General features: G+C 69.2%; 19 protein-coding genes and 1 pseudogene. 9 read left to right on the forward strand and 11 right to left on the reverse strand.

What is annotated here, in order from left to right:
• Positions 1-157: 157 nt before the first annotated feature.
• Complete coding sequence (locus DIE22_RS17720) at positions 158-1,222, forward strand: phytoene/squalene synthase family protein (RefSeq protein ID WP_124498031.1); 1,065 nt, start codon at positions 158-160, stop codon at positions 1,220-1,222.
• A gap of 489 nt (positions 1,223-1,711) precedes the next feature.
• Positions 1,712-2,926, forward strand: a complete 1,215-nt coding sequence (locus DIE22_RS17730; RefSeq protein ID WP_124498033.1) for a porin — start codon at positions 1,712-1,714, stop codon at positions 2,924-2,926.
• Between the two features lie 156 nt (positions 2,927-3,082).
• Here DIE22_RS17730 and DIE22_RS17735 read toward each other — a convergent pair whose 3' ends face one another.
• The 8 genes from DIE22_RS17735 to DIE22_RS17770 all read right to left on the reverse strand — a co-directional run bounded on the left by DIE22_RS17735 (position 3,083) and on the right by DIE22_RS17770 (position 11,119).
• On the reverse strand, positions 3,083-4,576 hold the full coding sequence (locus DIE22_RS17735; RefSeq protein WP_124498034.1) for an efflux transporter outer membrane subunit: 1,494 nt from the start codon (positions 4,574-4,576) through the stop codon (positions 3,083-3,085).
• A gap of 10 nt (positions 4,577-4,586) precedes the next feature.
• Entirely contained in the window at positions 4,587-5,741 is a 1,155-nt protein-coding gene (locus tag DIE22_RS17740; RefSeq protein ID WP_124498035.1) for an ABC transporter permease, read from the reverse strand.
• The gene (locus tag DIE22_RS17745; RefSeq protein WP_124605688.1) at positions 5,738-6,709 is read right to left on the reverse strand and encodes an ABC transporter ATP-binding protein; all 972 of its coding nucleotides are present in this window, start codon (positions 6,707-6,709) and stop codon (positions 5,738-5,740) included. Before DIE22_RS17745 ends, DIE22_RS17740 begins: the two co-directional genes overlap by 4 nt.
• A complete protein-coding gene (locus DIE22_RS17750) occupies positions 6,706-7,671 on the reverse strand; it encodes an HlyD family secretion protein (protein WP_124605689.1) in 966 nt (321 codons plus the stop codon). Before DIE22_RS17750 ends, DIE22_RS17745 begins: the two co-directional genes overlap by 4 nt.
• Positions 7,668-8,366 (reverse strand): TetR/AcrR family transcriptional regulator, encoded by a 699-nt coding sequence (locus DIE22_RS17755; RefSeq protein ID WP_124498059.1) that lies wholly within the window; start codon positions 8,364-8,366, stop codon positions 7,668-7,670. Before DIE22_RS17755 ends, DIE22_RS17750 begins: the two co-directional genes overlap by 4 nt.
• A gap of 296 nt (positions 8,367-8,662) precedes the next feature.
• Positions 8,663-9,091, reverse strand: coding sequence for a cupin domain-containing protein (locus DIE22_RS17760; RefSeq protein WP_185640639.1), 429 nt, complete (start codon positions 9,089-9,091; stop codon positions 8,663-8,665).
• Positions 9,092-9,101: 10 nt separating this feature from the next.
• On the reverse strand, positions 9,102-9,539 hold the full coding sequence (locus tag DIE22_RS17765) for a carboxymuconolactone decarboxylase family protein (protein ID WP_124605690.1): 438 nt from the start codon (positions 9,537-9,539) through the stop codon (positions 9,102-9,104).
• A gap of 95 nt (positions 9,540-9,634) precedes the next feature.
• Positions 9,635-11,119, reverse strand: a complete 1,485-nt coding sequence (locus DIE22_RS17770; RefSeq protein ID WP_124605691.1) for a PLP-dependent aminotransferase family protein — start codon at positions 11,117-11,119, stop codon at positions 9,635-9,637.
• Between the two features lie 292 nt (positions 11,120-11,411).
• Between DIE22_RS17770 and DIE22_RS17775 the strand changes: the two genes are divergently transcribed.
• Both DIE22_RS17775 and DIE22_RS17780 read left to right on the forward strand, forming a co-directional pair.
• The gene (locus DIE22_RS17775) at positions 11,412-12,329 is read left to right on the forward strand and encodes a LysR family transcriptional regulator (protein ID WP_124605692.1); all 918 of its coding nucleotides are present in this window, start codon (positions 11,412-11,414) and stop codon (positions 12,327-12,329) included.
• Positions 12,330-12,474: 145 nt separating this feature from the next.
• The gene (locus DIE22_RS17780) at positions 12,475-13,224 is read left to right on the forward strand and encodes an SDR family oxidoreductase (RefSeq protein ID WP_124498041.1); all 750 of its coding nucleotides are present in this window, start codon (positions 12,475-12,477) and stop codon (positions 13,222-13,224) included.
• Positions 13,225-13,295: 71 nt separating this feature from the next.
• Here the strand turns inward: DIE22_RS17780 and DIE22_RS17785 are convergent, their stop codons facing one another.
• Both DIE22_RS17785 and DIE22_RS17790 read right to left on the reverse strand, forming a co-directional pair.
• Positions 13,296-14,948: a glycoside hydrolase family 32 protein gene (locus DIE22_RS17785; RefSeq protein WP_124605693.1), complete on the reverse strand. Its 1,653-nt coding sequence runs from the start codon at positions 14,946-14,948 to the stop codon at positions 13,296-13,298.
• A 154-nt stretch (positions 14,949-15,102) separates the two neighbouring features.
• Positions 15,103-16,680, reverse strand: a complete 1,578-nt coding sequence (locus tag DIE22_RS17790; RefSeq protein WP_124605694.1) for a glycoside hydrolase family 68 protein — start codon at positions 16,678-16,680, stop codon at positions 15,103-15,105.
• A 187-nt stretch (positions 16,681-16,867) separates the two neighbouring features.
• Between DIE22_RS17790 and DIE22_RS17795 the strand changes: the two genes are divergently transcribed.
• The 5 genes from DIE22_RS17795 to DIE22_RS17815 all read left to right on the forward strand — a co-directional run bounded on the left by DIE22_RS17795 (position 16,868) and on the right by DIE22_RS17815 (position 22,067).
• On the forward strand, positions 16,868-17,881 hold the full coding sequence (locus tag DIE22_RS17795) for a substrate-binding domain-containing protein (RefSeq protein ID WP_124498044.1): 1,014 nt from the start codon (positions 16,868-16,870) through the stop codon (positions 17,879-17,881).
• 415 nt (positions 17,882-18,296) lie between these two features.
• Positions 18,297-18,983, forward strand: a complete 687-nt coding sequence (locus DIE22_RS17800; RefSeq protein WP_124498045.1) for a type 1 glutamine amidotransferase domain-containing protein — start codon at positions 18,297-18,299, stop codon at positions 18,981-18,983.
• Positions 18,984-19,127: 144 nt separating this feature from the next.
• Entirely contained in the window at positions 19,128-20,237 is a 1,110-nt protein-coding gene (locus tag DIE22_RS17805) for an NADH:flavin oxidoreductase/NADH oxidase (protein ID WP_124605695.1), read from the forward strand.
• A 161-nt stretch (positions 20,238-20,398) separates the two neighbouring features.
• Positions 20,399-21,469, forward strand: a complete 1,071-nt coding sequence (locus DIE22_RS17810) for an AI-2E family transporter (RefSeq protein ID WP_124498047.1) — start codon at positions 20,399-20,401, stop codon at positions 21,467-21,469.
• A 223-nt stretch (positions 21,470-21,692) separates the two neighbouring features.
• Positions 21,693-22,067, forward strand: a complete 375-nt coding sequence (locus tag DIE22_RS17815) for a hypothetical protein (protein ID WP_124498048.1) — start codon at positions 21,693-21,695, stop codon at positions 22,065-22,067.
• A gap of 54 nt (positions 22,068-22,121) precedes the next feature.
• On the opposite strand, the pseudogene DIE22_RS17820 reads toward DIE22_RS17815, so the two are convergent.
• Positions 22,122-22,316: pseudogene (locus DIE22_RS17820) on the reverse strand (SDR family oxidoreductase); the annotation flags it as partial.
• Positions 22,317-22,325: the final 9 nt, after the last annotated feature.

Raw genomic sequence — 22,325 nt, forward strand, 5'->3', positions numbered from 1 at the left:
GAGCGGGCGCGCCGGATGCACTAAACTTGCGGGACTTTTGCATCGCCGCACCGGGCCGACGTCCTCCCGCGCACGACGATGCGGCGACTCGCGAGCCGGCGCGGGCGTCCGGCGCCGGTGTGCGTCCGGGGCCCGCGCCGGCCTATTTTTCCGACCCATGACGACTCGTACCGATCCCGCCTACCTGCTCGGCGACCTGCTGAAGAACGTTTCCCGCTCCTTCTACCTGACGCTGCGCGTGCTGCCAGACGGCATGCGCGACCCGGTCGGCCTGGCCTACCTGCTCGCGCGCGCAGCCGACACGATCGCCGACACCGCGCTCGTCGCGCCCGATCGCCGCGCGGCGCTGCTGACCGACCTGCGCGACGAGGTCGAGCGGCTCGGCGACGGCGCGGCGCTGTCGCGCGCGCTCGAGGACGTGATGCGGATGCAGGCGGATTCGCACGAGCACGTGCTGCTCGGCTCGATGCAGCCGATGCTCGCGTTGCTGCGCGCGCAGCCGGACGCGGACCGTGCATCGATCCGCAAGGTCGTCGCGACGCTGACGTCGGGGATGGAGTTCGACCTGCGCACGTTCCCCGACGAGCAGTCGGGGCAGGTCACGTCGCTGCCGGACCGCGACATGCTCGATCGCTACACGTACCTGGTCGCCGGCTGCGTCGGCGAATTCTGGACCGACATGACCGGCGCGCACACGCGGGCCGCGCGCGGCTGGAACTTGCCGGACATGCGCGAGAAGGGCATTCGTTTCGGCAAGGCGCTGCAGATGACGAACATCCTGCGCGACTGCGCGAAGGACCTGCGGATCGGCCGCTGCTACCTGCCCGACGACGTGCTGGCCGCGCACCGGCTCGGCGTCGCCGACCTGATGTCGCCCGACGCGTCGGCGCGCGCGCGCGGCGTGCTGGTCGACCTGCTGCGCGTGACGCTCGATCAATATCGCGACGCGTGCCGGTACACGCTGGCGATTCCGCGCCGCTTCGTGCGTCTGCGGCTCGCGTGCCTGTGGCCGATCATGATCGGCCTCGAAACGCTCGAACTGCTGGCCGGCCACGATGCGTGGCTCGATCCGGCGAGGCCGGCGAAAGTGCCGCGCAAGCGGATCTACCGGATCATGGCGTCGTCGCTCGCGCTCGTCGGCTCGAACGCGGCGATCCGTGCGCGCATGAACGCGCTCGTCGACGCGGTGAACGCGCGGATCGCGCAGCCGTCCGCGCGCTGAATCGCGCTGAACGATGCCGGCGCGACAGGCGCAGGCATCGCCCCTCGGCCCGCGTTCGCCGGGCCGCTCCCGTCCGGTCTCCCGCACACGGACTGAAACGTTTTCACGATTTCGTGTCCCGAAACGTGGGTGTCATGAATGTCAGCGATCCTGCGCGGCGGCGTGACTCGTGGCGCCAGCCGCGGTCGCGCATTTGTAGGAGGGTTGTTGCCGAAGGCGTCTGACGACATTGGACGGTCGCGATGCACCAGTAAAAATGTAAAGCTAGGGTTTTCACCGGGAAATGCCGGAAAGGCCCGCCATGCAAGCGTTTTCAGGTGTTATGTAACCGTTTGGTGAACCCGTGCGTTGCGTCGATCATACGATGACCGACCGAGCATATTGGGAAACGATGGGTAATCCGTCAGAATCGCACCGGCATGTACTCGCACATGTGTCAGTCATAAAACCACACCAGAAAAGAAATCATTCTTTGAGGACGGAGAATCAATGAAAAAGCGCGTCGCTTTCGCCATGACGGCAGTGGGTCTCGCAGCCGCTACCGCCGCACACGCCCAGAGCAGCGTGACCCTGTACGGTATCGTCGATAACGCTATCGCCTACCAGAACAACTCGTCGGCAGTCGGCGCGACCACGGGCGGTCACTCGAAGGTGCAGATGGCCACCGGCATTTGGGCGGGCAGCCGCTTCGGCCTGAAGGGCAGCGAAGACCTCGGTGGCGGCACGAAGGCGATCTTCCAGCTGGAAGCCGGCTTCAACGCGAACAACGGCTCGTCGCAATGGACGAACGGCATCTTCACGCGTCAGGCGTGGGTCGGCCTGTCCAACCAGGCGTACGGTACGCTGACGGCTGGCCGCCAGTACACCGCGTACTACACGCTGCTGTCGCCGTACAGCCCGACGACCTGGCTGACCGGCTACTACGGCGCGCACCCGGGCGATATCGACTCGCTGGATACCAGCTACCGCGCGAACAACTCGCTCGTCTACATGTCGCCGAAGTTCTACGGCTTCACGGTCGGCGGTTCGTACTCGTTCGGCGGCGTCGCAGGCAGCGTGAACCGCGGCTCGACGTGGAGCGCGGCGATCCAGTACCTGAACGGCCCGGCAGGCATCGCGGTCGGCTTCCAGCGCATCAACAACGCGACGCTCGGCGGCGGTGTGTGGGGTGCGAACTCGACCGCGCAGAACGGTCTGGACTCGAGCGGCAACGGCGCGGAGCAGGCCGTTTCGTCGATCAACAACGGCTACAAGACGGCACAGGCGCAACAGCGCGTCGCGGTGACGGCCGGTTACCAGTTCTCGCCGTCGTGGGACATTTCGGCGTCGTACTCGAACGTTCAGTACATCCCGGGCGTGGGCTCGTCGTTCCGCAACACGGCGATCTTCAACACGGCAGGCGCCGTGCTGCACTGGAAGGCAGCGCCGCAGTGGGACTTCGCGGCAGGCTACGCGTACACGCGTGCGACCGAGTCGAACGGCATCTCGAGCTCGGCCAAGTACCACCAGGTCACGCTGTCGCAGTACTACAGCCTGTCGAAGCGCACGGGCCTGTACGCGGTTGAGGCTTACCAGCACGCGACCGGCAACACGCTCAACGGCTCCTCGATCATCGCAGCTACGACGTCGATCGGCGACGGCGTGGGCGCGGGTTCGAAGCAGAACCAGATCGGCGTCGGCGTCGGCCTGATCCACCGCTTCTGATGTCGCGCGGCGCGCGAGCGCCGCTCACGGCATGCGGTATGAAGAAACCGGCCTTCGGGCCGGTTTTTTTTCGCGGGTGCGCGCCGCACGTATCGCGGGTCGTGCCGTGAGCGCTCAAGCAGCCTCCGACGACGCGTGTCCAGGCCATCCTGCCGGTCACCGGGTCGAATCGTCCGCCCAGGTCCCCGCCAGCGCCTGGAACAGTGCCGCCGTATCGGCCAGCCGGTCGGCCTGCGCGCGCGCGCGCTCGAGCGCGGTCTGCAGTGCCTGCCGCTGCGCGTCGAGCAGCGCGAACGTGCTGATCCCGCCTGCCGCATAGCGGTCGCCGGCAATCGCATTGCTTGCCGCTGCCGCTCGCGCGGCGGCGTCTCTCGCCTGCAGTTCGGCGGCATCGTGCTCGACCGCGCGCAGCGCGTCGGCGACCTGCTGGAGCGCCAGCAGCACGGTTTCCCGATAGCTCGCGAACGCGGCGTCGTACGCCGCTTCGGCCGCGCGCTTCCTCGCGCGCAGCTCGCCGCCATGAAAGAGCGGCTGCGTCAGGCCGAGACCGACGTTCCACACATTGAGCCCGCTGACGATATCCGCGATGCGCGTGCGTTCCGACCCGATTCCCGCCGAGATCGAAAACCGCGGATACAGGTTCGCGGTCGCCACGCCGACGTTCGCGCTCGCCTGGTGCAGCACGGCCTCCGCCGCGCGGATGTCGGGCCGTTCGCGCGCAAGCGTCGACGGCAGCGCGACCGGCAGCGTGCGCGGCAGCGCGAGTGCGTCGAGCGTGAGGTCGGGCAGCGCGGCGCCGGACGGCGGCGCGCCCAGCAGGATCGCGAGCCGGTGGCCGGCCTGCGCGTAGCGAGCCGCCAGCGGGGGCAGGGATGCCTGGGTCTGCGCGAGCAGCGCGCGCTGCGCATGCACGTCGGCCCGCGACACGCCGCCCGCCTCGAAGCGCGCTTCGACGATATGCAGCTGCCGCGTCTGCGCATCGACGAGCTGCCGTGTGAGCGCGACCTGTTGCGCAAGCGACGCGCGCAGGATCGCGGTCGCGACGATGTTGCCCGCGAGCGTCAGGCGCGCGGCGTCGAGCGTGTAGGCCTGATAGTCGACCTGGGCGCGCAGCGCTTCGAGCGCGCGCCGGTTGCCGCCGAACACGTCGAGTGCGTACGACACGCTCACCGACGCGTCGTACAGCGTGAACGGCCCGGGATTCGGCACGTTGGCGGGCAGCCCGAACGCGGCGATGTCGACCTGCTCGCGCGTGGCGGACAGGTTCGCGTCGACGCGCGGCAGCATCGTCGCGCCGGCTTGCGCCGCATGGTTCTGGCGCGCTTCGTCGAGCCGCGCGCGGGCCTCGGCGAGCGTCGGGCTGTTCTGCCAGGCGGTATCGACGAGCCGGTTCAGCGGTTCCGAGCCGAACTGCGTCCACCAGCGTTGCAGCGTGTGCGCTGACGGCGCGAACGTCTGCGCGGCGCCGGCCGGACCACCGGCGGCTGCCGTCGTCGTCGGTGCCGCATCGCGCGTGTAGCGCTGCGTGGCCGGCGCGTCCGGCGCGCGGAAATCCGGCCCGAGCGCGCATCCGGCGACGAGCAGCGCAGCGGCGGCCAGCGCACGGCCGCGGAGGACAGCGTGGGATGCGCGACGCAACGCGGGTTTCATCGCCGGGCCCCTAGTCGAGCGTGCGCCGGTAGAAGCGCAGCGCGACGCCCATCACGACGAGCGTGAACAGCGCGACGGGCCACACGGACGGCCACAGGTCGGCCCAGCCGTTGCCTTTCAGCAGGATGCCGCGCACGAGGCGGTTGAAGTAGGTGAGCGGCAGCAGGTCGCCGATGATCTGCGCCCACTTCGGCATCCCGGCGAACGGAAACATGAAGCCCGACAGCAGGATGTTCGGCAGGAAGTAGAACACCGCGAGCTGCATCGCCTGCAACTGGTTCTGCGCAAGCGACGACAGCGTGATGCCGACCGTCAGGTTCGCGGCGATGAAGAGCAGCGCGGACAGGTAGATCGCGAACACGCTGCCGACGAACGGCACCGCGAACACGTAGCGCGCGGCGGCGAGAATGATCGACACCTGGATCAGCCCGATGAACACGTACGGGACGATCTTGCCGGTCATCACCTCCAGCGGCCGCACCGGCGTCGCCAGCAGGTTCTCCATCGTGCCGCGCTCGCGTTCGCGGGTGATCGCGAGGCCCGTCATCATCACCATCGTCATCGTCAGGATCACGCCCATCAGGCCCGGCACGACGTTGTACTGCGTGATGCCTTCGGGGTTGTACAGGCGGTGCAGCACGACGTCGAACGCGGCCGGGCGGCCGTTCAGGTGCGCGAGCGCGCCCATCAGGTCCTTGTCGGCGACGGGCTTCACGAGCCCCGGCAGCGCGCCGATCGCCGACGCGGTCGCGACGGGATCGGTCGCGTCCGCCTCGACGAGCAGCGACGGACGCTCGCCGCGCAGCAGCCGCCTCGAGAAATCGGCCGGCACGCTCAGCACGAACTGCACGTCGCCGCGTGCGAGCGCATGGCGGCCGGCCGCCTCGTCGGGCAGCGTCGCGACGATGTCGAAGTACGCGGAATTGCGCATCGCGGCGATGAAGCTGCGCGCGAACGGGCTCGGGTCGGCGACGATCACCGCGGTCGGCAGGTGCTTCGGATCGGTGTTGATCGCGAAGCCGAACAGCGCGAGCTGGATGATCGGCACGCCGACGATCATCGCGAACGTCACGCGGTCGCGGCGCAGCTGCAGGAATTCCTTCAGCACGATGCTCCACCAGCGCGCGACCGAGAACGACTCGCGCAGGCTCGTCCACGCGCTCATGTCGCCGCTCCGCCGGGCGGCCGGGACGCGCGGCCCATCATGTAGATGAAGACGTCTTCGAGCCCGGTGTCGATCGGCGCGACCTGCAGCGGTGCGTGACCGTCCGTCTGCGCATCGGCTTGCGCCGCGACCTGCGCGAGCGTCGCGTCGAGCAGCGCGCGATCGCGGCCGCTCACGTGCAGCGCGGAACCGAACACGACCGTCTGGTCGACGCCCGGCATCGTGCGCAAGCGCGCGGACAGTTCGGTCAGGTGCCCGCCGGTGACCGCGCGCGTCGACAGGTGCTGCGACGCGACGATCTCCGCCGACGTGCCCTGCGCGAGCAGCTCGCCGGACGCGATGTACGCGAGTTTGTGGCAGCGCTCGGCTTCGTCCATGTAGTGCGTGCTGACGAGTACCGAGATGCCTTGCGCGGCCAGCCGGTGCAGTTCTTCCCAGAAGTCGCGGCGCGCGGCCGGATCGACGCCGGCCGTCGGTTCGTCGAGCAGCAGCAGCTCCGGCTCGTGCAGCATGCACGCGGCGAGCGCGAGGCGCTGCTTCCAGCCGCCGGACAGCGCGCCGGTGAGCTGGTCGGCACGGCTCGCGAGGCCGAGCCCGTCGAGCGCGCGCGCGACGGCCGCGCGGCGATCGGGCATCCCGTACACGCGCGCGACGAAGTCGAGGTTCTCGCGGATCGACAGGTCTTCCCAGTACGAGAAGCGCTGCGTCATGTAGCCGACGCGCCGCTTGATCTGCGCGCTGTCGCGCACGATGTCGTAGCCGAGGCAGGTGCCGCTGCCCGAGTCGGGCGTGAGCAGGCCGCACATCATGCGGATCGATGTGGTCTTGCCGCTGCCGTTCGGCCCGAGAAAGCCGAAGATCTCGCCGCGCGCGACGCGCAGCGAGACGTCCTTCACGACGTGCTTGTCGCCGAAGCGCTTGTTCAGGCGGTCGACGTCGATCGCGTACGGAGCGGGCGGCGCGTTCATCGCATCCTCACGGCGACGGGCTGGCCCGGATGCAGCTTCGGCGCGTCGGCGAGCGCCGGGCGCGCCTCGACCATGAACACGAGCTTGGTCCGGCTTTCGTTGCTGTAGATCACGGGCGGCGTGTACTCGGCCTCGCGCGACACGTAGGTGATGCGCGCCGGCACGTCGGCCGCGCAGCCGTCGCAGTGGATGGCGACCGCCCGCCCCGGGGCGAGCGACGCAATGGCGGCCTCCGGCACGAAGAAGCGCACCTTCAGGTTCTGCGGCGGCAGCATCTGCACGACCGGATTGCCGGCCTGCACCCATTCGCCGACGCGGTACAGCGTGTCGTACACGCGCCCGGCGGCGGGCGCGGCGATGCGCTTCTGGTCGAGCTTCCATTGCGCCTCGGCCACTGCCGCCTGCGCGGCATCGACCTGCGCGGCCTGGGCGGCCACCTGCTGCGCGCGGCCCGGCAGGCGCGCGACGTCGACCTGGTTCTGCAACTCGCGCACCTGCGCGGCGGTGGTCTGCGCGGACGTGCGCGAATCGTCGAGCTGCTGTTTCGACAGGCCGCCGGCCGCGTACTGGCGTTCGTCGCGCGCGCGTTGCGCGGCGGCCCGCGCGGCCTGTGCCGTGGCCTGCGCGAGCTGGGCCCGCGTGACCGCGACTTCCGGCGGGCGCTTGCCGGTCTGCAGGTCGGCAAGCTGCGCGCGTGCGGCCGCGAGTTGATGTTGCGCCTGTTGCAGCGCAGCCGTTTCGTTGATGGCTTCGAGCGAGAACGCCGGCATACCGGCCGCGACGGCCTGGCCGCGCTCGACCGACAGTTGCGTCAGCGTGCCCGCCTGCGACGACGACAGGTACACGAATTCGCCTTCGACATAGCCCTGGTAGGTCGGGACCTCGTCCGCGGGCCGTCCGCAACCGGCGAGCAGCGCGACGGCGGTGGCCAGCGCGAGCGGCAGCGGGCGGACCGCGTTCACGACGGCCTCCGTCGCGGCCGCGCGCGAGCATCCGGCGCGGCGGCGGGCGGTTGCAGGCCGGAGCCGAGCAGCGCGCGGACGTGGCGATGCAACACGTCGCGATCGATCGGCGGCAGGCCGCGCGCGCTTTGCCACAGCTTCGCGGTCGCGAGCGGCAGCATCACGAGCGCGATGATCGAATGGAACAGGAACGCGGGCTCGAGCGCGGGATTCAGCGTGCCGGCCTGCTGCGCGGCGCGGATGCGCTCGGCGAAGCGCCCGACATGCTCGAGCGGCATCCGCCGGAGCATCCGCTCGCGCAGCAGGCCGCCTTCATGGACGATCTCGCGCAGCCAGATCGACGGCAGCCAGGGCATCCGATGCGTGACGTCGAAGAAGCGGTCGACGAGTTCGGCGACGAGCGCGAACGGATCGTTTTCGACCTGCGGGGCGGTCGGCCGCCACACGAACGCGATGACCTGCGCGAGCCGCTCCTCGACGATCGCGTCGAGCAGCTGCTCGCGATTCGTGAAGTAGTAGTGGACCATCGCCGACGTGACGCCGGCGGCCGCGGCGATCTGTGCGACCGTCGTCGCTGCGATGCCGCGCTCGGCGAACAGCTGGATCGCAACGTCGAGCATGTGATCGCGCAGGTCGAAGTCGTCCACCGACGGGCGGCGCCCGCGCGGCCTGGCGACGGTGGATTTCGCGTTCATGCGGATGACGCTAATTGATGAGTTAGTTAATTTCAAGGAAGGGTTTTCGCCCGCGTTGATCGCGATCAAGCGTGCGCCGAATGGTGGTGCGGACGAGCGCGCGGCGGCGCGGTGAAGGGCCGTGTGCCGGCGGCGGAATGTAGGGAGCGGCTAATGAGGAAGCGGCGGGGAAACGGTGGAGAAAACGGCGGAGCGGAGGCGCCCGAAACCGGCGAGGAAGCCGCGTGGCACGGGCCGGGAAACCGGGCCGTGCCGCCCGGGCGCGTGCCCGGCACGGCACGCCCCCTGAATCGTCGTCATTGATCGATCGGCGACTTCAGCGGATCGTGCTCGCCCGTCAGCCCGAACACGACGAGCTGCGCGGGTTCGGTCGCGCTCGCATTGCGCGACACCGGATGGCGCGAACCGGGCGCCTCATACCAGCCTTCGCCGGCGCGGTAGCGGCGCACCGGGCCGCCGTTCACCTGCGACAGCACGGCGCCTTTCGACACGACCGCGAACACCGAACCGAGGTGCTGGTGCGCCTCGGACGCCTGGCCGGGCGCATAGTCGACGGTCGCGACGACGACGAGCTTGCCGGGCGCTTCGGGCACGGCCTGCCGCATGATCGCGTGCACGTTGTCGCCGGCATCGTGTGCGTGGACGGCGGCCGGCAGTGCGGCGCCGAGCGCGAGCGCCGTGCACCGAAGAAGCGCGCGGCGGCGCCTGGAGCGGGAATGCATCATCGCCGCCTCGTTACTCGGGCATCTTGCGGAACGCGATCGCGAAGCGGTTCCACGTGTTGATCGTCGCGATCAGCATCGACAGCTCGAACAGTTCCGTGTCGCTGAAGTGCGGCTTCACGGCTTCCCAGACGGAATCGGGCACGTGGTCGTCGGCGATCAGCGTCAGCGCTTCGGTCCATTCGAGCGCCGCGCGTTCGCGGTCGGTGAAGAACGGCGTTTCGCGCCAGACGACCACCGTCGCCAGGCGTCGATCGGTCTCGCCGCCCTTGCGCGCGTCGGTGGTGTGCATGTCGACGCAGAACGCACAGCCGTTGATCTGCGACGCGCGCAGCCGGACGAGTTCGGCGAGCGGCTTCTCGATCGAGCTCTTCGCGATGAATTCCTCGGCGTTGCGCATCACCTTGATCGCGTTCGGGCTGGCGGTATAGAAGTTCAGGCGCGGTTGCATGGCGGGTCCTTGTTTCGGTTGGTGCGCACGGTGGCGCGACAGAACCCACTTTAAGCGTGCCACTGGCCTGCTTGAATGGCCAATTCCGGGAAAAATCAGGTAACCAGCTGCGCGCTGCCGAAACTGCCCGAATCCAGCAGCGCGGCCAGTTTTGCGAGCGCGGCGTCGATGCGCAGCGCGTCGATCCCGCCATAGCCGAACAGCAGCCCCGCGCGCGCCGCCGAGCCGACGTGGAACGCCGAGATTCCGTACAGGCCGATGTCGTGCTGACGGGCGGCGCGGACCAGAGCGGCTTCGTCGAGCCCCGGTTTCAGGTGCGCGGCGAGGTGGATGCCGGCGGTCGGCACGATCGGTTCGAACCACGGCGCGAGTCCGCCGCGCAGATGCGCGAGCAGCATCGTGCGGCGCGCGTCGTAGTGCTTCCGCACGCGCCGCAGGTGCCGCGCGAAATCGCCTTCGAGCATGAAGCGCGCGAGCGCCGCCTGCGTCAGCGTGCAGGTGTGCCAGTCGACGATCTGCTTTGCCTTGGCGAGCGCGCCGCGCAGCGCGCGCGGCGGAATCGCGTAGCCGATCCGCAGTTCCGGAAAGATCGTCTTCGAGAACGTGCCGACGTACGCGACGAGGCCCGTGCGGTCGAGGCTCTTCAGCGACTCCACCGGCCGGCCCTCGAAGCGGAACTCGCCGTCGTAGTCGTCCTCGATGATCACCGCGCGGCGGCGCTGCGCCCATTCGAGCAGCGCGACGCGCCGGTCCAGCGTCATCGGCATCCCGAGCGGGAACTGGTGCGACGGCGTCACGTAGACGAGCCGTGCATCGTCGGGCAGCCGCTCGGTGACGAGGCCGTGTGCATCGACCGGCACGCCGGTCACCGTCGCCCCGAGCGATGCGAATGCCGCGCGGGCCGGCGGATAGCCGGGATTCTCGACCGCGACGACGTCGCCCGGCCGGACGACCACGCGCGCGATCAGGTCGAGTGCCTGTTGCGCGCCTTGCGTGACGAGCACGTCGTCCCAGCCGCACGCGACCGCGCGGCTGAACGCGACGTAGCGCGCGATCGCGCCGCGCAACTGCGGATCGCCGGCCGGGTCGTGGTACTGGCCGGGGCCGCGCGCCTGCTGGCGCAATGCGTGATGCAGGCAGCGGCGCCACGCATCGAACGGAAACAGCGTCTTGTCGGTCACGCCGCCGCGGAAGTCGAAGGCGGGCGCGTCCTGCGGCGCGGGCATCGCGAGCGCGTCCGGCAGGTCGTCCCACAGGGCGCGTGCATCGACCGCGTGGATGCGCGGCGTGTCCTCGACGAGCGACGGTGTCGACGCGACGGGCGCATGCGGAACCCGCGCGAGGCCGTCGGCGACGAACGTGCCGTCGCCTGCGCGCGTGTTCAGGTAGCCCTCGGCGACGAGACGCTCGAAGGCATCGAGCGTCGTCTTGCGCGACACGCCGAGCTGCTTCGCGAGATCGCGCGTCGACGGCAGCCGGGCGCCGCCCTCGAGCCGCCCGTCGATGATCGCGGTGCGCAATTGCCGGAAGATTTGCCCGGTCAGGTCGTGACGGCCTTCGATGCGGATCGCGATGTCCATCGCAGTGGTTACCTCGGGTGCCGGAATCTGATGCCGATCAGCATACCGGAAGTGCGTTGCCTGAATGGCCTCCGGGAACACGCGAGCGGCTTCGTGCGGCCCGGGACGGCGCGTGCCGTGGCGGCAACGATGAGCACCGCCCGCAAGCCCCGTCCGGATCCGTGAGATCGTGCTTCATGATGAATACCGGCGGGCCCGGCCTCCACCACACCCCGCGCACGGCGTCATTCGATTGGACCACCGCCCGCCGCTGCCTTACGATCCACCACAATCCCCGACCGGAGTGCTCCTCATGCTGTCCGAAGACGAACTCGCGCTGCTCGATGCGATCCGCACCACCGGCAGCCTGTCGCGGGCGGCCGCGCGGCTCGGCAAGGCGCCGTCGACGGTGTCGCACGCCGCGCGGCAGCTCGAAACGCGCTTCGACGCGCTGCTGTTCGACCGCCGCGGCTACCGGCTGCAGCTCACGCCGGCCGGCCAGTTGCTGACCGACGAGGCGGCGCGCCTCGCGCTGGACGTCGCGCGGCTCACGCAGCGCGTGCGGCAGGTCGCGAGCGGCTGGGAGGACCGGCTGTGGATCGTCAGCGACGAGGTGCTGGAGTTCGACACGCTGCTGCCGGTCGTTCGCGCGTTCGATACGCTCGATTCGGGCGTGTCGCTGCGCTTCACGCACGAAGTGCTCGGCGGCACCTGGGAAGCGCTGCGCGACGGTCGCGCGGATCTGGTCGTCGGCGCGACCAACGAGCCGCCGGCGATTCCGGGCTTCAAGTGGTTCGAGCTCGGCGCGATGGAATGGGTGTTCGCGGTGTCGCCGCGCCACGCGCTTGCGTCGGCGGGCGAGCGGCTGACCCGGGACGCGATCGGCGCGCACCGCGCGGTCGTCGTCGCCGATTCGTCGCGGCGGGCCGTCGGCCGCGCGTATGGATTGCTCGGCGGCCAGGCGGTGCTCGCGGTGCCGTCGATGCGCGCGAAGATCCTCGCGCAGCGCGACGGGCTCGGCGTCGGCTGGGTGCCGCGCCGGCGGGTCGCGTCGTTGCTCGCGCGCGGCGAGCTCGTGGAGAAGGAAACGGCCGACCCGCGCGAACCGAACGTGCTGTATGTCGCCTGGCGCGGCGAGCGCGACGGCCGCGCGCTGCGATGGTGGCTGGAGCAACTGCGCGAACCGCGGCTCGCGCAGCGCCTGCTCGACGGGATCGACGTGTCGGGCTGAGGGGCAGGCGGGCACGCGACGGACCGGCCGCCGGCAAACACGTTCGAAGATTTCGAACATGTCTGCCGCGCCGGCCGTACGGCAACGCCGGGCGCCGCGCGCATCCTGTGTTCACGGTCAACTCACCGGTTCACAGGAGAACATCATGCAACGCTTCGAAGGAAAGACGGTACTCGTCACGGGCGGCAACAGCGGCATCGGCCTGGCGGCCGCACGGGCATTCGCGGCCGAAGGCGCGCGGGTCATCATCACCGGCCGCGACGAGCAGACGCTCGCCGCCGCGCGCGAGACGCTCGGCGACGGCGCGCTCGCGATCCGCAACGAGGCCGGCAGCGTCGCGTCGGCGCGGGCGCTGGCGGACGCGATCGAAGCGTCCGGCGCGCGGCTCGACGCCGTGTTCATCAATGCGGGCGTCGCGAAACTCGCGCCGTTCGCGGATAGCGACGAGGCGATGTGGGACCTCGTGTTCAACACCAACGTGAAGGGCGCGTACTTCCAGATCCAGGCGCTCGTCCCGCTGCTGAACCGCGGTGCGTCGATCGTGATCAACGGTTCGATCAACGCGCACATCGGGATGCCGGGTTCGTCCGTGTATGCGGCGAGCAAGGCGGCCGTCAATTCGTTCGCGAAGACGCTGTCGACGGAACTGCTGGCGCACGGCGTGCGGGTGAACGTGGTGAGCCCCGGGCCGGTCCAGACGCCGCTGTACGGCAAGCTCGGCCTCGATGCCGCGACGCTCGACGAGACGGCCGACAAGATCAAGGGCCTCGTCCCGATCGGCCGGTTCGGCACGCCGGACGAAATCGCGTCGACGGTGCTGCACCTGAGCGCGCCCGAGTCCGCGTTCATCGTCGGCGCGGAAATCATCGCATCGGGTGGAATGGGCTTGCTCTGAGCGCGAACCCGGCGGGGCGGCACCACATGACGCGATGTCGGGTGGCGCGGCCCCGCCGTCGGATCACATGGCTAGCGCGATGCACAGGCGTCACGGGTCTCGTCGGCCCGATCGCGCGCGTGGAGCTGGGTCACCGTCAGCCCCGAGAACGTCGCGCTTCCCTGCTCGGCGAACACGGCGACGCGGTCCGCATCGAGCGGCGGAAAGATCAGGTCAGTGAGCGCGACGCGACCGCCGTTCGCGAACACTTCGACCGAGCCGCGATCGACGACGATCTCGAGCTGCAAGCGTCCGTGCTCGAGCGGCAGATCGACGATGTGCTCGCGGCTGAACGTGCCGGCGAAATCCGTCGTGCCGGATCGGGAGCGGTCGAGCGTCAGCGTGCGCCTCGCGGTGTCGTACACGATCCGGGTGCCGATCGCGCCGTCCGCCGAGCCGCGGACGATCAAGCCCGCGCGGGCCGCGCCCCGCGGCGTGATCGTCACCGTGATGCGCTGCACGACCCCGCGCGTCGCGGCCGACAGCGCGCGCGTGGCGGATTCGACGTTCAGGTCGCCTTCATGCACGGCGGGCCGTGTGTCGGCCCACGCATCGAACGCAGCGGCCGGCGTCGCGACGAGCGTCGGTTCGCCGCCGATCGTCTTCAGCGCAAGTTCGCGCGGCAACGCCGTCGCGCCGCGCCAGGGTGCCGTCGGCACTTTCGCCGCATAGTCCCAGTTGCTCATCCATGCAATCGCGACAGGGCGCGCGCCCGGCGCGCCGGAGAACGTCCCGGCCGCATAGAAGTCGGCGCCATGATCGACCCAGCGGAATTGCGCGGGATCGGAACCGGCCGGCGCGACGCGATCGGGCACGAACGTGCGGCCGTCGAAGTCGCCGACGAAATACATCGCGCCGGAACCGCCGGCGATCGACCACGGGTTGACGTTGACGATCATCACCCACTTGATGTGCCGGGGATCGTCGTCGACGGGCAGCGGCACGAGGTCGGGCATTTCCCACAGCACGCCCGCATGGGGCACGGCCGGCAGCGTGAAGTCGCTCAGGAACGACCAGTGGATCAGGTCGTCGGAACGGTAGAGCTTCACGACCTGCGCGTCGGCGACGACGGTCGTCATCAGCCAGTAGCGTCCCGGCGCATACCACGACACCTTCGGGTCGCGGAACTGCTTCGATTCCGGATCGAGCGTGAGCACCGGATTGTGCGCGTAGGGCTGCCACGTCGCGCCGTGGTCGAGGCTGTACGCGAGCGACTGCGCCTGCGTGCCGGGTGCGTGACCGGAACCGGCCTTGTAGACGCTCGTATAAAGCGCGACGAGCGGCGTTGCGCCCGGCGCGCCGAGGCCGGACGTGTTGTGCGTGTCGGCGACGATCGAGCCGGAGAAGATTTCCTCCGTGGCATTCGCGCGCATCGCGACGGGCTGCTCGCGCCAGTGGACGAGGTCGGTGCTGACCGCATGGCCCCACGACATGTTGCCCCAGTCGTGGCCGAGCGGGTTGTACTGGTAGAACAGGTGATAGCGGCCGTTTTCGTAAACGAGGCCGTTCGGGTCGTTCATCCAGTTGCGTTGCGGCGTGTAATGGATGGCGGGGCGCCATTGCGGCGTCGCGCTCGCGCTCGCGGGCGATGCGGCGCAAGCCGCGTGTGCGGTCTGCATGCCGGCCGCAACGGCGAGCAGCATCCCGGCGAGCCGGAAGGAAAAGCGGAAAAACGTCGATCTCATGCGGGGTTCCGTGCTCCGCTGCGCGAAGCGGGAAAAATGGGCGCATGCCGCGAACAACGGCGGCATGCGCGGTCTGCGGAACAAAAGGGACAGGCGCACACGCGACACGCGCGATGCGCGCCTGCTGAACCGGCCGGCTACGCGGCCACGGCCGTTACGGCCGGGTGCCCGGGCCGTCGTTGTGACCGGCGCCCGTTGCCGGCAGGTTCGACGGGATGTCGCCGTAACCGCCGAGGCCGCCGCGCCCGTAGGTGCGGTCGACCGTGGTCGACGTGCCGTTGATGTTGACCTTCACCGTCGGCGCGAGCGTGCCGCCGCGGCGCGGGCCGATCGCATCGATGAACGACTCGACGAGCCCGCCCGGCATCACGAAGTGCGAATACGACTGGAACTCGCGCGGGTTCTGGTTCGGGTCCTGCGAATACGGCGCCCCGGCCGGTGCGGAGAAGTCGGTCGGGTTGCCGAGCACGAGGCCGCTGCCGCCGTTCAGCGGCAGGAAGTCGCTGCGGATGCCGTTGCCGACGAAGCCGTACACGCCGTCCGGGCCGTCGACACCGGCCGCCATCGTCGTGCGGTGGCTGATCGTGAACAGGTAGTACTTGCCGTCCTTCAGGTAGATCTGCGGACGCTCGGTCTGGTCGTCGACGCAGTTCGCCGACAGGATCGGCGGCAGGAACTTCCATTCGGTGAGCTGCGGGTTCGTCGCGACCGCCAGGCCGACGTTGGCCTTTTGATACACTGCGCCCGAGTTCATCACGGCGTTGAGGTCTTCCTTGTACGGATCGTTCGGCGCGTAGCCGAGGTCGGCCTCGGTACAGGTCCGGGCGCCGCGCTGGCCGCCCGTGTTGCCTTCGAACACCATGTAGGTCTTGCCCGGATGCGCGGGATCGGTGAACACGAACGGATCGCGGAACGAGAAGTAGGTGTTCTGCTGGCCGCTCTGGTAGTAGTTGCCGTCCGGCTGCAGCAGCGCCTTGTGATTGTCGAAGCCGGTGAACCACACGTGCTTGTCGTCGGCCTGGATGTGGCCGTCGGCGCGCGTGATGATCGCCTGCGGCGCCGTGATGTCGGCCCCGCCCGGCGCCGAGCGGTTGAACGACGTCGCGGTGTAGTAGAGGCTGACGTTGTCGCCGTGCGTGAGGCGCGCCGAGCCCGACCATTCGGCGTTGTTGGTCATCGGCGACGTGCCGAACACCTTGGCGCTCGCGCCGTCCGGGAACAGATGGCCGCCCCAGGTCCAGCCGCCGTTCGCGGGCCGCTGCGACGCGGGAATGCCGGCGCGGCGATAGAAGAAGCCGATGCGCGCGTGGACGTGGCGGTCATCGAACGTGTAGCCCGCGTGCGGATCGGCGGTGAGCGAGAAGATCACTTCCCAGCCCTTGTAGCTGAGCTGGTTCGCGCGCAGGTCGGCCAGCGGCCAGGTGTCCCACACCCACACGTTCGAGTTGATCAGCGGGAAATCCTGCGGGATGTCGGGCATCGTCAGCGCTTGCGGCAGCGAATTCTTGTCGGCGCCGGCCGTGTGCGACTGCGCGACGATCTGACGGATGTCCGCGCGGGTCCAGCGCATCGTGAAGTTGCCTTCGGGGTCGTATGCCTGCTGCGTGTGAGGCGTCGGCGTGGGAGCGCCGGCGGTCTGCGCATGCGCAGCGGACGCGAAGGCGGCCAGTGCGGCGCCGGCGAACAGCAAACGTTTGGCCGCGGTCGAACGGCAAAAAGGAAAATAGGTCATCTCGGCGTTGTTTCCATTGACGGTGAAAAGGAACGGCTGAAGTGGTGTCGACATCCAAACCGGTTTGGATGCTATTTCAAACCGGTTTGGACGTCAAAAGATAAATATTTGACGGTAATAACTACCATTCGGAAATAATTGCCTCAAAACGGCATGGACCGATGGAAAACACAATGCGAGGAGCGACGTGAAGGTGAATCTGAAGGCGTTGTCGGACGCGCTCGGGCTGTCGCGCACGACGGTCAGCCGTGCGCTGAACGGCTATGACGACGTGAGCGAGGCGACCCGCGAGCGCGTGATGAAGGCCGCGCGCGAACTCGGCTATGTCGCGGATCCGACCGCGCGGCGGCTGGCGACGGGGCGCTCGGATGCGATCGGCATCGTGTACCCGTTCGGCGTGGGCGATCTCGGTGATCCGCGCTTCGGCGAAGTCGTCGCGGGCATCACCGAGCGGCTCGCCGAACGCAATCTCGACTTCATCATCGCGGCCGCGCGGCCGAACGCCGAGCTGGACACGTATCGACGGCTCGTCGACGGCAAGCTCGTCGACGGGCTGATCGTCGCGCGCACGCAGGTCGACGATCCGCGCCTCGCGTACCTGCGGTCGAGCGCGTTTCCATACGTCGCGTATGGCCGCACGCAGGCCGCCGAGCCTTACGCATGGTTCGATTTCGACAACGAGGCGGGCGCACGCGATGCCGTGCGGCGCCTGATCGGCTTCGGTCATCGCCGCATCGCGATGATCAGTGCGCCGCTGTCGCTCAATTTCGCGATGCAGCGTCGCGCCGGCTATCTCGCGGCGCTGCGCGAAGCCGGCATCGAACCCGATCCGGCGCTGCTGGTCGAGTGTCCGTTTACGTGCGACGGCGGACAGCAGGGCGCGCAGGCGCTGCTCGCGCGGGCCGAACGGCCGACGGCGCTGCTCGTCGACAACAATATCGCGGGCGGCGGCGCGTTCCGCGCGCTGGTCGACAGCGGCTTGCGCCTGGGGCGGGACATCTCGTTGATCGTCTATGACGGCGTGCCGTCGGACGTTGCGCATCCGTACCGGGTGACGGCAGTGGTGCAGCCGACCGGACACGCGACCGGACGTGCGCTGGCGGACTTGATGCTGGGGCTGCTCGCGGACGGCGCGCGCGGCCAGCGGCTCGAAATGCCGGTGATCGAGGCCGGCGATACGGACGGACCGCCGCACGGCTAGCCGATGCGGTGGCGCGAACGGAGCGCGAGCGGCGACGAACGTTGCGCGGCGCGCCGCCGCCGCAAAAGCCATGACGCCGACAGGGCCGAATGCGGCGTCACTAGACGACCGGTCTAATCCGGGGATATCATCCGGTCTCAATGAATGCGACGCCGCTCCTGACGCGCAACCCGGACGCGAAAATGCCATCTCGCGCCGCCATGCTGGTCGTGCAGGAGACGTCGTCTTTTTTCGAGCGTCTTCTAGACGACTGGTCTAATAGGCGCGAGCAACATTTTCGATCCGTGGCCGGCACGTTGACGCGTGCCAGCGGACTAACCGGCAGGCGCGTCGTCGTCGCCGGCACGCGGCGTGCGTCACGCTGGCTGCCGCCCGCGACGCGGCCCGTTCCCCCATTTCGAAGGAGTGTCTGATCATGAAGATTCTGGTTGTCCTGACCTCGCACGACACGCTCGGCGACACCGGCAAGAAAACCGGCTTCTGGCTCGAGGAACTGGCCGCGCCGTACTACGCGTTCAAGGATGCGGGCGTCGAACTGACGCTCGCGTCGCCGAAGGGCGGCCAGCCGCCGCTCGACCCGAAAAGCAGCGATCCGGCCGCGCAAACCGACGCGACGCGCCGCTTCGACGCGGATCCGGCCGCCAAGGCCGAGCTCGCCGCCACGCGCAAGCTCGCCGACGTGTCGGTCGACGAGTACGACGCGGTGTTCTATCCGGGCGGACATGGCCCGCTGTGGGATCTCGCCGAGGATCTGCATTCGATCGGCCTGATCGAGCGCGCGCTGTCGGCCGGCAAGCCGGTCGCGGCCGTGTGCCACGCGCCGGGCGTGCTGCGCCACGTGAAGGAGCCGAACACCGGCGAGTCGGTCGTGCGCGGCAAGCGCGTGACGGGCTTCACCAACAGCGAGGAAGCGGCCGTCGAGCTGACGGAAGTGGTGCCGTTCCTCGTCGAGGACATGCTGAAGACCAACGGCGCGCAGTTCGAGCGCAGCGCCGACTGGGCGCCGCATGTCGTCACCGACGGGCTGCTGATCACGGGGCAGAACCCCGCGTCGTCGGAGCCCGCGGCCGCGGCGCTGCTCGCGAAGCTCGGCCGTCAGTAAGCCGCCCCGGCGCCGGCACGACCGGCGCCAGGCCGTTTCCGTCGTCGGGCGCGACCCGTCCGGCGCCGATCCGAATCGTTTCGCCGTGCACACCGCACGGCGGGTCATCCCGTCGTTTCGCAGAACCAAGCAAAGGAGTGGTGGATGTCTGCCCTGTTCGAACCGTTCAAACTCAAGGACGTCACGCTGCGCAACCGCATCGCGGTGCCGCCGATGTGCCAGTATGTCGCCGAAGACGGCGTCGTCAACGACTGGCATCACGTGCATCTGGCCGGCATCGCGCGCGGCGGCGCGGGCCTCGTGATCGCGGAGGCGACGGCCGTGTCGCCGGAAGGCCGCATCACGCCGGGCTGCGCCGGGCTGTGGACCGACGCGCAGGCCGAGGCGTTCGCGCCGTCGGTCGCGGCGATCAAGGCGGCCGGTTCCGTGCCGGGCATCCAGATCGCGCATGCGGGCCGCAAGGCGAGCGCGAACCGTCCGTGGGAAGGCGACGACCATATCGCCGACGGCGACCCGCGCGGCTGGCAGACCATCGCACCGTCGGCGGTACCGTTCGGCGCGCACCTGCCGAAGACGCCGCGCGCGATGACGCACGACGACATCGCCCGCGTGCAGGCCGACTTCGTCGCGTCGGCGAAGCGCGCCCGCGACCTCGGCTTCGAATGGCTCGAACTGCACTTCGCGCACGGCTATCTCGGCCAGAGCTTTTTCTCCGTGCATTCGAACCAGCGCGACGACGAGTACGGCGGTTCGGCGGAAAACCGCGGCCGGTTCCTTGTCGATACGCTGAAGGCCGTCCGTCAGGTCTGGCCGGAGCACCTGCCGCTGACCGCGCGCCTCGGCGTGCTCGAATACGACGGCCGCGATGAAGAAACGCTGGCCGAATCGATCGCGCTCACACAGCGGATGAAGCAGGAAGGCCTCGACATGCTGAGCGTGTCGGTCGGCTTTTCGACGCCTGAAGCGCGGATTCCGTGGGGCCCGGCGTTCCTCGCGCCGATCGCGGAACGCGTGCGCCGCGAGGCTGGCCTGCCGGTGTCGTCCGCGTGGGGGATCGATACGCCGCAACTGGCCGAGCGCGTCGTCGCCGAACAGCAGCTCGACCTCGTGATGGTCGGCCGCGCGCATCTGGCCGATCCGCACTGGCCGTACTACGCGGCCAAGCAGCTCGGTGTCGAGCGTCCGTCGTGGACGCTGCCCGCGCCGTACGCGCACTGGCTCGAACGCTACCGCGTCGCCGACAAGGTGGCCTGAGCCACGCGTTGCACCGCACGGCGGTGCCGCGTTCGCGGCATGGATTTGACGATGCTTGGCAGTGCGTGCGCATGCCGTTGCGGCGCCGATGGATAGAATGGCGGTTCGTACAGGTTTCCGGCCTGCACGAACCGCCATTTTTTCATTTCGACCGAGGTGCCATGCGCGCACATGTCTCGCCCTCCCAGGATTCCGCCGTGCGGCCGCGCGCGCAGCAGATCGCCCGCGCCGTGCTGTATGCGGCGCTGCTGGTGCTCGCGCTGTGGGTGATCCGCGATTTCCTTCCCGCCGTCGCGTGGGCATGCGTGATTGCGATCGCGTTGTGGCCGTTGCTGAAACGCTTCGAATCCCGTCGCTGGTTTCGCGACCGGCCGACCCTGATCGCGACCGCGATCACCGCGAGCGTGTCGCTGCTGGTCGTGCTGCCGGTCGCGATCGCGCTGGGGCAGGCGATCGCGCAGGCGCACGACCTGCGCATCTGGCTGCAATCGATCCAGGACAACGGCATTCCGCTGCCGGACGTCGTCAGCCGGTTGCCGTACGGTGCCGCGCAGGTCACCGAGTGGTGGCAGGCCAATCTCGGTCATCCGCTGCACGCGGGCACCGCGATGCATGGCGCGAGCGGCGAGAAGTTCATCGCGTTCGGCCGGCAGTTCGGCACGAAGCTCGCGCATGCGCTGTTCGAGTTCGGCTTCATGCTGGTCACGCTGTTCGTGATCATGCGGGCCGGCCACAAGTTGTCGGGCGCGTTGCTGCAGGGCGCAGGGCGCGCGTTCGGCCGCGGCGGCGCGGATCTGATCGAACGGATGGTCGCGGCCGTGTACGGCACGGTGACGGGGCTGGTCGTCGTCGGGTTGGGCGAGGGCGCCTTGCTCGGCGTCGCGTACGCGCTCGCGGGCGTCCCGCATGCGGCGCTGCTCGGTCTCGTCACGGCCGTCGCCGCGATGCTGCCGTTCTGCGCGCCGATCGTGTTCTGCGGCGCGGCGCTGTGGCTGTTCGTGCAGGGCGCGACCGCGTGGGCCGTCGTGGTGCTGGTGCTCGGCTTCGTGGTCGTGTTCGTCGCCGAGCATTTCGTGCGGCCGGTGTTGATCGGCAGCTCGACCCGCCTGCCGTTCCTGCTCGTGCTGTTCGGTATCCTCGGCGGCGCGGAGACGTTCGGCCTGATCGGGTTGTTCGTCGGCCCGGCGCTGATGACCGTGCTGACGATGCTGTGGACCGAATGGGTCGCTTGACGGCCATGCGCGTTTCGCCGATTCGGAACATCGGCGCGGCGCCATTGACGCGTGTGCGGGCCCGCACGGGGCTGCAACGGTTCGCGACGATCGGGCGGGTGGCGGATTGCGTAGAGCAGGGCGTCGGACACAAGTCTCTACATTTCTTTTCGATCCGGACCCAAAGGTCTAGTAGCATGGGGCTTTCGATCACGCCGGCATGGCGCAGCAGATTTCACCAAGCATGCGATTGATTCCGATGTCCCGCCCCGCCGTGACGCTGTCCCTGGCCGCCAGCTGCCTGATGCTGCATGGCTGCGCGTGGTTCGACTCGTGGCTGCCGTTCTCGTATTCGCGCACGCCGCTGGCGAGGGCCGCGTCGCGGCACGGCGCGACGCGCGCCGACGTCGTCCGTGCCGGCGGCAACCCGCGCAGCGTGTGGATGGTCCGCAACGGCAGCGGCGTCTGCTACAACTACTTCATCGAGCACGGCAACGATCACCGTACTTTCTTCGTCGTGTTCGACAACGCCGGTGCCGTCACGCAACACGGCTTCGATACCTGCATGGACGCCGACCGCAAGGGCACGCTCCAGCCGGGCAAGAGCGCGTCCCGATAGCGCGGCGGCGGGCCGCCGCGGCTGCCGTGCCCGTCGTCCGGGCCATCCGCGCCGTCAAGCGATCGTGTCGAGCACGCCGCCGTCGGCGCGCAGCGCCGCGCCCGTCGTCGCCGAAGCCTGCGGCGAGCATACGTACACCACCAGATTCGCGATTTCCTTCCGCTGCGCCGGCCGCCGGATGATCGACGTCGCGTGCACGCTGCGCATGAAATCCATCGACGCGTCTACAGACTTCGCGTTTGATCCCGCGTGCCGCGG

Origin of the sequence: Burkholderia sp. Bp9142 (genome assembly GCF_003853415.1) — a bacterium.
Classification (GTDB): Bacteria; Pseudomonadota; Gammaproteobacteria; order Burkholderiales; family Burkholderiaceae; genus Burkholderia.

Coding starts and splice junctions, on each gene's coding strand:
- DIE22_RS17815 (WP_124498048.1), top strand. CDS start 21,693: ATGCGATTGATTCCGATGTCCCGCCCCGCCGTGACGCTGTCCCTGGCC.
- DIE22_RS17740 (WP_124498035.1), bottom strand. CDS start 5,741: ATGAGCGCGTGGACGAGCCTGCGCGAGTCGTTCTCGGTCGCGCGCTGG.
- DIE22_RS17780 (WP_124498041.1), top strand. CDS start 12,475: ATGCAACGCTTCGAAGGAAAGACGGTACTCGTCACGGGCGGCAACAGC.
- DIE22_RS17770 (WP_124605691.1), bottom strand. CDS start 11,119: ATGGACATCGCGATCCGCATCGAAGGCCGTCACGACCTGACCGGGCAA.
- DIE22_RS17760 (WP_185640639.1), bottom strand. CDS start 9,091: ATGATGCATTCCCGCTCCAGGCGCCGCCGCGCGCTTCTTCGGTGCACG.
- DIE22_RS17720 (WP_124498031.1), top strand. CDS start 158: ATGACGACTCGTACCGATCCCGCCTACCTGCTCGGCGACCTGCTGAAG.
- DIE22_RS17790 (WP_124605694.1), bottom strand. CDS start 16,680: ATGACCTATTTTCCTTTTTGCCGTTCGACCGCGGCCAAACGTTTGCTG.
- DIE22_RS17755 (WP_124498059.1), bottom strand. CDS start 8,366: ATGAACGCGAAATCCACCGTCGCCAGGCCGCGCGGGCGCCGCCCGTCG.
- DIE22_RS17745 (WP_124605688.1), bottom strand. CDS start 6,709: ATGAACGCGCCGCCCGCTCCGTACGCGATCGACGTCGACCGCCTGAAC.
- DIE22_RS17765 (WP_124605690.1), bottom strand. CDS start 9,539: ATGCAACCGCGCCTGAACTTCTATACCGCCAGCCCGAACGCGATCAAG.
- DIE22_RS17775 (WP_124605692.1), top strand. CDS start 11,412: ATGCTGTCCGAAGACGAACTCGCGCTGCTCGATGCGATCCGCACCACC.
- DIE22_RS17730 (WP_124498033.1), top strand. CDS start 1,712: ATGAAAAAGCGCGTCGCTTTCGCCATGACGGCAGTGGGTCTCGCAGCC.
- DIE22_RS17735 (WP_124498034.1), bottom strand. CDS start 4,576: ATGAAACCCGCGTTGCGTCGCGCATCCCACGCTGTCCTCCGCGGCCGT.
- DIE22_RS17805 (WP_124605695.1), top strand. CDS start 19,128: ATGTCTGCCCTGTTCGAACCGTTCAAACTCAAGGACGTCACGCTGCGC.
- DIE22_RS17810 (WP_124498047.1), top strand. CDS start 20,399: ATGCGCGCACATGTCTCGCCCTCCCAGGATTCCGCCGTGCGGCCGCGC.
- DIE22_RS17800 (WP_124498045.1), top strand. CDS start 18,297: ATGAAGATTCTGGTTGTCCTGACCTCGCACGACACGCTCGGCGACACC.
- DIE22_RS17785 (WP_124605693.1), bottom strand. CDS start 14,948: ATGAGATCGACGTTTTTCCGCTTTTCCTTCCGGCTCGCCGGGATGCTG.